This window comes from Streptosporangium pseudovulgare (assembly GCF_014648055.1).
Taxonomy (GTDB): domain Bacteria; phylum Actinomycetota; class Actinomycetes; order Streptosporangiales; family Streptosporangiaceae; genus Streptosporangium; species Streptosporangium pseudovulgare.
The window spans coordinates 1-12,404 of sequence record NZ_BMQJ01000044.1 but is presented as its reverse complement, the minus strand read 5'-3'; the positions used below and the strand labels follow the sequence as shown (position 1 = coordinate 12,404).

Annotated in this window: 13 protein-coding genes and 1 pseudogene; 5 read left to right on the top strand and 9 right to left on the bottom strand. The window is 69.7% G+C overall.

Features of this window, described 5'->3' with window-relative positions; translation table 11 throughout:
- From IEZ10_RS38095 to IEZ10_RS38085, 4 genes are all read right to left on the bottom strand, one after another.
- A partial coding sequence (locus IEZ10_RS38095) for a DUF4158 domain-containing protein (RefSeq protein WP_189251357.1) occupies window positions 1-527 on the bottom strand: 527 nt, incomplete at its 3' end.
- Between the two features lie 293 nt (window positions 528-820).
- A complete protein-coding gene (locus IEZ10_RS38090; protein ID WP_229812086.1) occupies window positions 821-1,462 on the bottom strand; it encodes a response regulator transcription factor in 642 nt (213 codons plus the stop codon).
- Entirely contained in the window at window positions 1,459-2,568 is a 1,110-nt protein-coding gene (locus IEZ10_RS39705; protein ID WP_229812085.1) for a sensor histidine kinase, read from the bottom strand. Before IEZ10_RS39705 ends, IEZ10_RS38090 begins: the two co-directional genes overlap by 4 nt.
- A gap of 7 nt (window positions 2,569-2,575) precedes the next feature.
- Window positions 2,576-3,373 carry a hypothetical protein gene (locus IEZ10_RS38085; RefSeq protein ID WP_189251355.1) on the bottom strand — a complete coding sequence of 266 codons (798 nt, stop codon included), beginning with the start codon at window positions 3,371-3,373 and terminating at the stop codon, window positions 2,576-2,578.
- A gap of 664 nt (window positions 3,374-4,037) precedes the next feature.
- Between IEZ10_RS38085 and IEZ10_RS38080 the strand changes: the two genes are divergently transcribed.
- From IEZ10_RS38080 to IEZ10_RS38070, 3 genes are all read left to right on the top strand, one after another.
- Entirely contained in the window at window positions 4,038-4,568 is a 531-nt protein-coding gene (locus IEZ10_RS38080; RefSeq protein WP_189251354.1) for a PadR family transcriptional regulator, read from the top strand.
- 95 nt (window positions 4,569-4,663) lie between these two features.
- The gene (locus IEZ10_RS38075) at window positions 4,664-5,680 is read left to right on the top strand and encodes an alpha/beta hydrolase (RefSeq protein WP_229812084.1); all 1,017 of its coding nucleotides are present in this window, start codon (window positions 4,664-4,666) and stop codon (window positions 5,678-5,680) included.
- The gene (locus tag IEZ10_RS38070; protein ID WP_189251353.1) at window positions 5,677-6,123 is read left to right on the top strand and encodes a nitroreductase family deazaflavin-dependent oxidoreductase; all 447 of its coding nucleotides are present in this window, start codon (window positions 5,677-5,679) and stop codon (window positions 6,121-6,123) included. Before IEZ10_RS38075 ends, IEZ10_RS38070 begins: the two co-directional genes overlap by 4 nt.
- 329 nt (window positions 6,124-6,452) lie before the next feature.
- Here IEZ10_RS38070 and IEZ10_RS38065 read toward each other — a convergent pair.
- The 4 genes and pseudogenes from IEZ10_RS38065 to IEZ10_RS38050 all read right to left on the bottom strand — a co-directional run.
- Window positions 6,453-6,653: pseudogene (locus tag IEZ10_RS38065) on the bottom strand (hypothetical protein); the annotation flags it as partial.
- Between the two features lie 58 nt (window positions 6,654-6,711).
- Window positions 6,712-7,230 (bottom strand): signal peptidase II, encoded by a 519-nt coding sequence (locus IEZ10_RS38060; RefSeq protein WP_229812083.1) that lies wholly within the window; start codon window positions 7,228-7,230, stop codon window positions 6,712-6,714.
- Window positions 7,227-7,439, bottom strand: a complete 213-nt coding sequence (locus IEZ10_RS38055) for a hypothetical protein (protein WP_189251351.1) — start codon at window positions 7,437-7,439, stop codon at window positions 7,227-7,229. The genes IEZ10_RS38060 and IEZ10_RS38055 overlap by 4 nt, the downstream gene beginning before the upstream one ends.
- 295 nt (window positions 7,440-7,734) lie before the next feature.
- Window positions 7,735-8,724, bottom strand: coding sequence for a hypothetical protein (locus IEZ10_RS38050; protein WP_189251350.1), 990 nt, complete (start codon window positions 8,722-8,724; stop codon window positions 7,735-7,737).
- A gap of 274 nt (window positions 8,725-8,998) precedes the next feature.
- On the opposite strand from IEZ10_RS38050, the gene IEZ10_RS38045 reads away from it, so the two are divergent.
- Window positions 8,999-9,682 (top strand): helix-turn-helix domain-containing protein, encoded by a 684-nt coding sequence (locus IEZ10_RS38045; RefSeq protein WP_229812082.1) that lies wholly within the window; start codon window positions 8,999-9,001, stop codon window positions 9,680-9,682.
- Between the two features lie 221 nt (window positions 9,683-9,903).
- On the opposite strand, the gene IEZ10_RS38040 is transcribed toward IEZ10_RS38045, so the two are convergent.
- A complete protein-coding gene (locus tag IEZ10_RS38040; RefSeq protein ID WP_268246436.1) occupies window positions 9,904-10,524 on the bottom strand; it encodes a PLP-dependent transferase in 621 nt (206 codons plus the stop codon).
- A 196-nt stretch (window positions 10,525-10,720) separates the two neighbouring features.
- Between IEZ10_RS38040 and IEZ10_RS38035 the strand changes: the two genes are divergently transcribed.
- Window positions 10,721-12,404: protein kinase domain-containing protein (locus IEZ10_RS38035; RefSeq protein WP_189251348.1), on the top strand; the 1,684-nt coding region annotated here is incomplete at its 3' end.

Here is a 12,404-nt window from a genome sequence, read left to right as displayed (position 1 = left end):
TCGGCCAGCCTCGCCCGCAGCTCCGGGCCGGCGCGCTCGGCCAGCGTGCGATACAACCGGGCGTGCTCGGCCCGGCGCACCTCACTGATCAGCCGGGTCAGCGTCGTTATACCCGCGGGCAGCAGAATGCCCTCGCGCAGCATGCGCGCCACGGCACGGTCGAACAACGCCCGCGGCCCCTCGATCGTCGACCAGACCCGGGCGGCCAGGTAGTCGCGGACCTCCTGCTCGCGTTCGGAGAACTCCGACAGCTCCAGCAGATCCCGGATCTCCCAGGCGTGCTCGCAGGCGGTCTTCGGCCGGGTCAGGCACTCCGGCGCGCCCGCCGGATCGATGTCGAGTTGCTCGGCGGCGAACTCCAACACGTCCCTGGGCACGTCGAGAGGGTCTTCGGCCAGGAAGGCGCCGAGCATCCGCACGGTGCCCCACTGCACCGCCCACCCAAGCTTCGTCGCCGGACGGCGCTTACCCGCCAGCGCCTGCAGCGCCTTGGCGTCCAGCCGGAAGAACTGCTCGAGCTCGGCCACCGACACCTCGGGCCGGAACCGGCGATAGCCGGGCTACTTGCTCATTCGAGAGGAAATCCACAGGCATGAGCAGGCACGTTAGGGCGCTCAATCAGGGCAAACAGGCGTCGTCACCGAATCGTCGTCAAGATCGACTCCGTAGCGCCAAAATCCGGTCCGATCCTCCCCGAAGGCCGACCGCGCCCGGCGGCGAGGATCTGAAGGAACGACCCGGCGCCAAGAGTTGCCATCCGCAGGAGGCCCGAGGTGCGTTGACGAGGTCGCGCCGAATGATCGTTCCCCCGGAGTGACGGTCAGCGCGGGTGGGTCAGGCCGTGTTCGTAGGCCCAGATGACGGCCTGGACGCGGTCTCGCAACTCCAGCTTGGCCAGGATGCGGCCGACATGTGTTTTCACCGTGCCCTCCGACAGGAACAGCAGGCCCGCGATCTCCGCATTCGTCCGCCCCCTGGCGATATGGCGCAGGACCTCGCGTTCGCGGCCGGTCAGCGGGTCGGGCTCTGGCGCGGGGAGGGTGGGAGCCACGTGGTCGAGCAGGCGGCGGGTGGTGGAGGGCGCGATGACCGCGTCGCCCTCGTGCACGGCGCGCACGGCCGCGAGCATGTCCTCGGCGGGGGCGTCCTTGAGCAGGAACCCGGAGGCTCCGGCGCGCAGCGCGGCGAAGGCGTACTCGTCCAGGTCGAAGGTGGTCAGCACGATCACCTTCGGCGCCCCTGGAGCCTCGGCGAGCAGTTCGCGGGTGGCGGCCACGCCGTCCATGCGGGGCATGCGCACGTCCATGAGCACAACATCGGCCCGCACGGTGCGCAGCCGGGCCAGCGCGTCGGCGCCGTCGCGGGCCTCCCCCACGACCTCCATATCCGGTTGTGCCTGGAGCACCATGACCGTGCCCGTCCGCACGAGGTCCTGATCGTCCACAACGAACACCCGGATCACCTGCTCACCCCCCCGTACGGCAGGCGGGCGACCACCGCGAACCCGCCTTCTTCGCGCGGCCCCGCCTCCAGCGTGCCGCCCACGGCCGACAGCCTCTCGCGCATGCCCGCCAGGCCGTTTCCCCGTCCGTCCGTCGTCCTCCATCCCGCGCCGTCGTCGGTGACGGTGACGACCAGGGCGTCGGGCGTCCAGTCCAGGCGCACGGCGGCCGTCGCGGCCGGGCCCGCGTGCTTGAGGGTGTTGGTGAGCGCCTCTTGGACCACCCGGTAGGCGGCCAGCTCGGCGGCCGGGCCGATGGAGCCGGCCGTACCCGTCTCGGCTGGGCCGGTCGCCCTCGATGCGTACAGCAGAGCGGGCAGGTCGGCCAGCCCGGGCGAAGGGGCCAGCGGGGCGGCATCGGTGCGGAGCACGCCGACCAGGCCGCGCATCTCCGTCAGAGCCCGGCGGCCGGTCTCCTCCACGGTGGCCAGGACCTCGGTGGCTCGCTCGGACGCGAACCGGCCGCCTCTGGCCTGGGCGACGATCACGGCCAGGGCATGCGCGACCACGTCGTGCATCTCACGCGCGATCCTCGCCCGCTCGGCCAGCCTCGCCCGGGCAGCCGACACCTCGGCCTGCTCCTGCAGCAGCGCGATGTAGGCGAGCTGGGTCCGCCGGTACAGCCCGAATCCCCAGGCCGCCAGCACGATCGAGGCCAGCAGGCCGAGCAGGAGCCACGGGCTGGGCCCCAAGTGAGCGGCGGTGACCGACGGGTCGTGGGCGAATCGATAAGCCGCCACCCCGGCCCCGGCGAACCCCGTCGCCAAGGGCAGGAAACGCCTGCCGTATGCGGTGCACGAATAGATGGCGATCGGGAAGACGGCCACGGACGGCAGCACGAGGAACAGTCCGGTCACGGCGACCTGGACGGCGAAGGCCGCGGCGACCACGAAGAACGCCCAGGTCTTCCGCCGGTAGATGAGGGCCGCCTGCGCCACCAGGCAGGCGCCCACCAGCAGGGCCGCGCTCCCACCCGGCACCGACAGCACCGCCACCACCACCGACAGCGACAGCAGCGGCACTCCGACGACGAAGGCCAGGGCCAGGTCCACGCGCTGCGGCGTCACTGTGGCATCACCGCAGCGTCTCCCGCTGGTAGGACAGCGTGGCCCCGCCGACCGCCAGCCCGAACAGCAGCCAGCTCCCGTACACGAACCCGACCGTCACCACCGCCGCGAGGTCGGACAGGGGCACAGGTCCTCGGGTGAGGCCGAGCATCTGCGACAACGTACCGAAAACGGACATGGCCCCCATGGTGGTCAACATAGCAGCGCCCGTCCAACCGCCTGCCAGCACCAGCCGCCGCGGCAGCCACCGCCCCCACCGCTGGACCAGCGCCAGCGAACCCACCGCCCCGATCAGCAGCATGATCAGCTCTCCGGACGGGAAGCCCTCGGCATAACCCTCCGGACGCAGCAGCGTGCCACCCGCCGACCAGTACAGCTTGGCCATGGGATAGACGAACCCGATCGCGAAGGCGCTGTAGCCGAGCCACGCCCCGCCCGGGACCCTGAGGCGAGGCAGCAGCAGCGCGCCCAGCAGCGCGCAACCGGCCAGGCTGAGCCCGCGCAGGGCCATCCCCGGCCAGTCCACATGCGCGAAGTCGCCCGCCGGGATGCCCGTGACGGCGAAGAACGCGCGGAAGCCGTCGAGCACGACGCCGCCTGCCGACCACAGCAGCAGGACGGCGGGCAGCAGCCCCGCAGGGTGTGGCCGGACCACGAAGATCGCGCCCAGCGCGGCGGCCAGGACGGTTACCCAGTGCGGCGCGAAGCCCGTGGTGTAGGGCAGCGTCGGCAGCGGCGCGAGCGCGAGTGCCGCGACGACCGCCAGGACGATCAGCGCCGAGATCTGCATTCGTTGAAGTCGCATGACGCCAACGATCCCGGCGGCGGTCTGCGGGCCGCGTCTGCGCCGGGTCCAGAGAAGATCTGACCTGAGAGGTATTGACATGGCTCGTCGGGCCGCGCCGCGGGACACGGCGGTCGCCCCCGTCCGTCTCGGGAAGCCGAGCTTCTATGGGGTGCTGTTAAAAAACGTGTCACCAGCCGCCAACCGCAACGTTGCTGCAGGTCAGAAGGGATTCCTTCACAGAGGCATTGACCTGTCGGCCCCATTGCGACTCCTCGATGCAGGCCGCTGACCTGCGCATTCTCTTTAGTTTGAGGCTGGTGACACGTTTCTCAACGGCACCCCCGGTTCCGCCGCCCGCCCCCGGCCGGCTAGAGACCGTCCCCGGTGGCGCTCCTGCGGCCTGGTCTCGATCGGGAGCAGGCAGCCGATCCTCGCCGCCTTCTCCCTCGCTAGGCGGTGATCGTCAGGGTGGTCTGCGCCGGGCGCGGGCCACCCTCTGGTGCTTACGACCCGGTCTGGGTGAGCGCGACAATGACGTGGAGCATGCCGTAGGCGGCCGTCATGGTCTCGGCATCGAAGGCGACGCCGCCTCACCCGTCGCCTTCTCGCCTCCACGGGCACGACAGATAGCCTGTTCGGCAGGACTTTTACGGGTGCCGGGCCCCGGCGAGTGAGGGAGACGATGTCGGCGACGCGACTGCTGGTCCTTGGCGTGGTGCGGCTGCACGGTCAGGCACACGGCTATCTGGTGGGCTCTGAACTGGAGTCATGGGAGGCCGGGCAATGGGCAGGGCTCAGGTCGGGGTCGATCTACCACGCGCTGCGTCAGCTGGCCAAGGAAGGTCTTCTGGACACCAGCGAGGTGCACGAATGGCCGGGGCGCGTTGATTACGCCATCAACGACAAGGGCGAGGCGGAGTTCCTCGGGCTGCTCAGAAGCGCCCTGAGGGTTCCCGATCGGCGTCCGGAACTGCTCAACGCAGCCCTGGTGCTGCTCCCCGCGCTGCCCGAGGAGGAGGTGATCGCGCTGCTCAAGGAGCGGGTGCGCGCTTTGGAGGGTGAGCGGGCGCAGATCGTGGCCACGGCCCAGCAGGGAAAGCGCCCAAGGAACGTGACAGAGTTGTTCGCCCTGCGCGCGGCGCAGGCGGCGGGCGAGGTGGCGTGGATCCGTGACTTGATCGGGCGGTTGGAACGCGGCGAGGAGCCGGCCTGATCGGCCGCAGACCGGTTTGACGGTACGAGGGTGGATGAGCCATAGTTCGATACCCAAATTTGGTTAACCAAATTTGGGTACATCGAAGGAGTCTCATGCGCATCACGACAGCGGTACTTCTAGGGCTCGTCTCGATCCCCGCAACCTCGATCCCGGCAGCGGCGAACGCCGCCCCCACCACCTGCCGGACAGTCAGCGCCAAGGTGGCGATGACCTCCAGCGGCCCCGCCGACCAGCACGTCGCCGGCACCCTGTGCCTGCCACGCGGCCATGCCACCACCGTTCAGCTGCTCATTCCCGGCGGCTTCTACGGCCAGGCCTACTGGCGGATGCACGGCGACCGGCAGCGCCCCTCCTACGTGGAGACGATGACCGCCGCCGGATACGCCACGCTGGCCATAGACCGTCTCGGCACCGGGGCGAGCTCCTACCCGCCGAGCGCCCGCTTCGGGCAGGACACCCATCAGATCGTCATCCGCCAGCTCATCCGGCAGTTGCGCGAAGGCCGTCTGGACGGCGGACGGTTCGCCAAGGTCGTTCTGGTCGGCCACTCACTGGGCTCGACCCTCGCCCGCACCGTGGCCGCCGCACATCCGGCGGAAGCGGACGGCGTCATCCTGACCGGTGAATCGAGCGTGCCGAACGAGGCCGCCTTCGAGCAGATGGGCGCGGGAATCCACCGCGCCGCCGACGACCCCGCCTTCGCCGGGCGCGGGCTCGACGACGGCTACCTCACCACCCGGCCCGGCCTGCGGGCCACCTGGTTCTACCACCGGCCCAACGCCGACTCCAAGGTCATCACCGCCGACGAGGCCACCAAGACGACCGACGTCTTCCCTCCTGGCGACTCCTACACCCCGCCCTCGATCAATAAGCACATCCAGGTCCCCGTTCTGATCGTCAACGGCGAGCACGACAAGCTGCTGGCCGGAGCCCGCTCCTCCGCCACGCTGCACGCCCAGGAGGCCCCCTTCTACAGTCCCCGCGCCAAACTGGAGACCGTCGTGGTCCCTGGCACCGGGCACGTACTCAACGGCCACCGCACCGCGCCCCACTGGTTCGCCCAGGCACGCGCGTGGGCCGACCGCCGCGTGGGCGGGGCGGCGCGATGAGCCACGAGCCGATCGACAGCCCGACCAAGTGGGTGGCCAGGCACGTCAAGAGCTACGCCGAGTCCGGCGGCGCTCGCGGTCACCTCTTTCACGGCGCCCCCACGCTGCTGATCACAACGATCGGCCGCCGCTCAGGACTTCCTCGGCGCACCGCCCTCATCTACGGCCGCGACGGCGACCGCTACCTCGTGGTCGCCTCCAACGGCGGTGCCGCCGACCATCCGCTCTGGTTCCACAATCTGCTCGCCCAGCCACGGGTCAAGGTGCAGGTCGGGGCCGAGGTATTCGACGCGGTGGCCCATCTGGCGGCCGAGGACGAGCGACTGCGCCTGTGGGAGACGATGATCGGAATATGGCCGCGCTACACCGGCTACCAGCGAGAGACGTCAAGACAGATCCCGATCGTGATCATCGAGCGGGCGGCGATGCCAGACCTCGGCTGACGATGATCCGCAGCCACGCCCCATGCGCATCTCGTTGACCGCACACACGACGTTGAGCGTGACCTTGGCCAGTCGTGAGATCGCTTTCTAGGTCTCGAGGACTGCCGGGGTCACCCGGGTCTTCTCCGAGAAGATCTTCACCCGCGCCACGCGACGCCCCGAACTCGAACGGACCATCACCCTGGCCCGTGAGATGCGCGCCTCCGGCGTCGCGGTCACCCTGGTCGTCCACGAACACAAGCGGCTCGGCCGCGGCCTGGCGCCGGCCGAGCTCACCGCGACCGGCCTGCTTGTCCCCGCCCGCCCGAGACACCGGGGGTGGTGGCCGCGTCGATGCCGAGGAACCGCGGAGCGCCCGCGAACCCGACCTCCTCCAGATGGCGCAGCAGCGCGTGGACGAGCGGGGCGTTGGGGCCGGCCGGGCGGCGCACCGTGTCGCCGACGCGCACGACCCCCTCGGTGACGTCCCCGCCGACGAGCGGGATCTCGCGATGGGGCTCGGGTGATTCGACGTACGTCAAGGAGTTCATTTCCTCTGCCGAAAGTGAGACAGCGTGGCCCTGACCGGCAGAGGACGGGCGCGGCGGCTCAGGGGCGCTCGTCGACGGGTTCTGCCCCGATGGAGATCCCGCGCAGGGTGAGCAGTGCGATCAGAACACAGCCCGCGGTGAGCGCGATATCGGCGACATTGCCGACGAAGAGGCCGCCGTAGTCGATGAAGTCGACGACATGCCCTCGGCCGAATCCGGGAGAGCGCAGGAGGCGATCGAGCAGGTGGGTCGCGGCACCGCCCAGTAGCGCACCCAGCACACAGGCCCAGGCGGCCGAGCGCAGCCGCCGCGCCACGTACAGGATGCCGGCTACCGCGGCGGCGGCGGCCACGGCGAACACCGGCGTCGCCTCCGTCGCGAAGGAAAACGCCGCACCGGGGTTGTACACCAGGTGGAACTCAAGCAGCCGCGAGAGCACCGTGATGTGTTCTCCCCCGGAGAGGGCGGAAACCGCCCAGAGCTTCGAGATCTGGTCCGCGAGAAGAACCACGGCGGCCAGCACGATCATCCACACGTACAGCCGCGGCTGTCCCTTCGCCTGCGAACGCCCGGTCACCATCTCACCCCGCAACTAATGATCTCGCGCATCATAGCCCTGATCGGGTCGCGCGGGCGCGGCTCGATGCCAGCGAACGCCTTGCGGAGCAGGTCGCGCGGCAGCGCCCGTTCCCGCCCGTCCAGCGCCGCCAGCACGCCGCCGCGCACCCCGGCCTCCACGTCCAGCGCCTCGTCGAGCAGGGCGACGCCCTCCGGAGTAATGGTCACCGAGTAGCGCCGCCGGTCCCGGAGGGTCTCAGCTGCGCTCGACCAGGCCGCGCGGAGCCAGCGTGTCCATCACCGCCACCAGGTCGCTCGGGTCGATCCCCAGCCGGATCCCGAGATCGCCCTGTGAGGCGGGCCCGAAGTCGCGCCACGATCTACCGCCACCTCGATCCCGACAAGCCGGTCTCGGCGTAGGAGGAGCACGGCGCTGCCCCTCGGTCACCTCCTACGGCGGCAAGGCCAAGCTGAGCTGGTTCTCAAGCATCTGGAGCGATCTCGCAAGCGCCGAGGTTAAAGATCAGATTGGCGGAGCGGTGCGGCGGAGCCGTACCGCCACAAAGGCGAGCAGCCCGAGGGCGGCCAGCGCGAAGACCGCGTTGCCCATCAGGTCCACATTCGCGGGCGCGGGGAAACTCGGCGGCTGAGGGAAGCCGTGCCAGGCGTAGGTGACCAGACCGGCGGCGCCCAGGGCGAACCTGTGCCAGGATCCCCAGCCCGTGCGCCGGGACCAGCGCAGGATGAGCAGCGTCATGGTGGCGTAGAGCGCGAGGTAGAAGCCGACCGTGATCCACGCGGGCACGATGGACTCCAGCGTGATCCCCACCATGGCGAGCAACGTGGGGATCCAGAACGCCAGCCCGGCCGCGATGGTGATCGCGAAGACGGTCCACGGGCTGGCCGGCGTGGCCGAACGGAGGGGGCGGCGGAATCGAACGGACAGGAACGCGGCGATGATCAGGGCGACGGCCGTGATCGTCGTCCCGGTGATCTGAGCGGCCGACAACGGGTAGATGGCAGCCGGACTTGCCAGGGCGATGGGCACCGCGCCGCCTAGCAGGAACAGGATGGCTGGCACGGTGAGGCCCACCTTGCCGAGCCAGGGCGTGTCCGGCCGGCGTGAGCCCGCCTCTACCATCGAGATCGGCACCGCGATGCTCCACACCCCATGGATGGCCAGAACGAACACGGTCCAGTAGGCGCCGATGCCCAGTGCTGGGATGAACCCGTAGTCGAGCAACCGCAGCCCGACATAGTCGGGATCGAACAGCGACCGGGTGAGCAGGCCCTCCTCGATCACGGCATAGGCGAGCCCGAGCAGGATGATCCCCGGCCACCCCAGCCGCCACCGGCGGGCGACCTCGCGGATCAGCAGCGCGCCACCGCCGTAGAGGGGGATCAGCCCGATGATCATCGGCAGGGCGTCGATGGCGATGTTGCCCAGCAGATACTCACCGACCAGCGGCGCGAGAATCAGCAGGCTCAGCGCTGGAAGAATGCGTTTGAACACGTCTGCCCTCACCGGTTGCAGAGCTCTGCGTGCAGGGCAGTCCGCGAAGGGGCGGGGGTGAAGGGACAGGCGGGTCCGCGATCGAGGGACGGAGTGGCCGGCTCGTCGCGACAGTGTGTGTTCGACATGATTGAAAGCTACGTTGCTTTCAAAAATTCCGTCAATCAGTCGATATGCATAAGTGCACTTAGAGACGGGTATATTGATGCGTTGACCTTGAAGATGAATGCAACGAAACGTTGCATTGTGTGGCGTCGAACGCAATAGTGGTGTCATGCCAGAGGGAAGGTTGACTCTGCGGGAGCGCCAGCGCATCGCGACCGGCCTCGCCGAAGGCCGCTCCTACGCCGAGATCGCCAGGCGGCTGGACCGGCCGACCTCGACGATCAGCCGTGAGGTCGGCCGTAACGGCGGCCCCGGTGATTACCGTCCCGAGCGGGCGCACCAGGCGGCGGCGCGGCGGGCGCGGCGCGGCATCCCGGCCCGTTCGCCCGATGCCGAACCCCGAGAGCGCAAGGTCTTGGGGGTGGAAGAGGGGGCCGTCGAGATGGCGGTCGGGATGGGCCTGCCGAAGATGGTGGCGCGGGTGCTCATCGGCCTGTGGCTGAGCGAGGACGGCAGGCTCACTGCGGCCGAGCTGTCGCGCGGGCTGAACGTCAGTCCCGCCTCGATCTCCATGGCGGTGGGCTACCTGACCCGACAAGGGCTGATCAGGCGCGAGCGTGATCCGCAGCGGCGGCGCGACATCTACGTGCTCGACGACGACGCCTGGTACCACTCGACGGTGACCAGCGCGCGGCAGACGCTCGCGGCGGCGGAGATCACGAAGGCGGCGGGGCAGGCGCTCGGGCTCGACACGCCGGTGGGACGCCGCCTGGCCAGGGGCGGTGCGTTCCTGGAGCGGATCAGCCTGGACGCTCTGGCGTCGGCCGAACGCTGGCGCGACCTCCCGCCGTGATCACACCGCTGGGATTGTGCCCCGGATTTCATGTGCTGTCGTCCAGCCGCCCCCTCAACGCCCACGCCGAGATCCACGCCACTGCGCTGAGGAGCGGCGGCCGGCCGACGGCCCGGCCCAGGCGGTGCCGGCGAAGGCATCTGTCGGCTGTGTGCTTGCTCATCGTGTGCCCCCGTGAGTCGAAGATCTCTGGGGGAACACTCCCTGGATGAAGACGGAGGTCACGTGCTCTTCTGCCGCAGCGCGCCCGCGGTGGTGTCCGGATCGCGTCGTAGGGCGGACAGTGCTGCGGACAGGTCGTCGCAGAGGTCTCGGGGGCTTTCCAGTCCGATGTGCAAACGGACCAGCCGGGGCGCGTCCGCCGGGGCGGCGAGGGCCCGCAGGTGGTGGGGCACGGCGGGCATGACCAGACTCTCGAACCCGCCCCAACTCGTGCCGAGGCCGAACAGTGAGAGATGGTCGATGAACCGGGTGAACACGTCCTCGCCGCACGGGGCCAGCTCGATGGTGAACGGGCCCGCCGCACCGGAGAACTGTGAGCGCCACAGCTCGTAGCCGGGATCGGCATCGAGGGCGGGGAAGAGCACCCGCTGGACACCGGGCTGTGACCGCAGCCACTGCGCGACGGTGAGAGCTGAGCGTTGGTGGCGTTCCATGCGAACGGCCAGGGTGCGCAGCCCCCGCAGTGTGAGCCAGCAGGTGTCCGGGGCGGCATGGGTGCCGTTGCGGTCGCAGTGGGCACGAACGCGGGCCAGGGCGTCGAGTGTTCCGGTGATGAGGCCGAGCAGCAGATCGGAGTGGCCGTTGATGAACTTGGTCGCGGCGTGGATGGAGATGTCGATCCCGAGGGCGTGCGCGTCGAAGGGGTGCCACCGGAATACGGCAGAAACGGGCCCCGGGGTGGCACAGTTGCTGGTCAGCGTTATGAGAGTGCTGCGTAGGTGGCGGAGTCGCCGAGGTGACCGGGATGCCGGCCTGCACTCTTGCCCGTAGTTTGGTGTTGATCACGTGGAGGGGAGGAGGAGGCGGGGTGTTGTGGTGAGAGTGCTGTCGGGACGGTATGAGCTGCTGCAGCCGTTAGGGCAGGGCGGTATGGGCGTGGTGTACCGGGCGCGTGATCGGGAGCTGGAACGGATCGTGGCGGTCAAGGTGCTGCCCGCGCAGATGCTGCGCGATGAGGACTTCCGGGCCCGGTTCCGCCGGGAGGCGCGGGCGGCGGCGGGCCTGTCGCATCCCAACATCGCGACCGTCTACGACATCGGAGAGGGCACCGATGGCGGGGAGCCGGTTCCATATCTGGTGATGGAGCTGGTGGAAGGAGGAACACTGGCCGATCTGCTGCGCCGGACGCCGCCCACCGCCGCGGAGGCCGGGCAGATCGTGGCGGCCGTCCTGGAGGCGTTGGAACACAGCCACGAACGGGAGATCGTGCACCGCGACATCAAACCCGCCAACATCATGGTCCACCGCGCCGGCGGCCGGATGCGGGTGAAAGTGATGGACTTCGGGATCGCCAAGCTCATGTCGGAGACGGCCACCCGGCTGACCGCCACCGGAATGCGGATCGGCACCCCGTCCTACATGTCGCCCGAACAGGCCGACGGCAAGCCCGCCGACGCCCGCTCGGACCTGTACTCCACCGGATGCGTGTTATACGAGATGCTCACCGGCCGGCCGCCCTTCACCGGCGACTCACCCGCCGTCGTGCTCTTCGGGCACATCCACAAGACCCCGCCGCCGCCTTCACAACTGAACCCGGCCCTGGCCCCCTTCTGGGACCAGATACTGGCGACCGCGCTGGCCAAAGACCCCCAACAGCGTCACCGGGACGCCGCGGCGATGCGACAGGTCATCGAAACCAACTCGGCGGCCCCCCGCCTTCCAGGTGCCGACGGCGGCCCCGCCCCCGCGTTTGGACCTCCCACCCGGCTTGACACCTCTGCGCTCGCCGAAACGACATCTCCCGTACCGAGTCCCCACGCACTCGGCCCTCCCGGACTCGGGGGGCGGTCCGCGCCCGAATCCGCAATCGACGATCACGTCGCTGCCGCGCCGCACCGCGTCCTGTCCCGCCGCCGCCTGCTCACCGGGCTGGGCGTCGCAGGCATGGCCGCCGCCCTGCCGGCCGCCTACTACATCTTCGCCCGGGAAGACTCCGCCATCCTCACCAGAGGCAACGGCTCCGTCATGTCGGTGGCGTTCAGCCCCGACGGCAAGATCCTGGCCACCAGTGACGACGACGTGCGGTTGTGGGACGTGGCCACCCGCGCCTTCCTCGGCCCGCCCCTCCCCACCCTCACCGACAGTGCTGCGGTGGCGTTCAGCCCCGACGGCAAGATCCTGGCCACCGGCGGCGGCTACATCGTGCAGTTCTGGGACGTGGCCACCAATACCTCAATCGGCGGCTCCCTCACCGGCCACACCGACGACGTCTTGTCGGTGACGTTCAGCCCGGACGGCAAGATCCTGGCTACCGGCGATGACGAGACCGTGCGGTTGTGGGACATGGCCACCCGCAACCCCATCGGCCGCCCCCTCACCAGCCACGAAAGCCCGACGGGCGCGGTCTCCGCGGTGGCGTTCAGCCCGGACGGCAAGATCCTGGCCATCGACAATGTCGAGACCGTGCGGTTGTGGGACATGGCCACCCGCAACCCCATCGGCCGCCCCCTCACCAGCCACGAAAGCCCGACGGGCGCGGTCTCCGCGGTGGCGTTCAGCC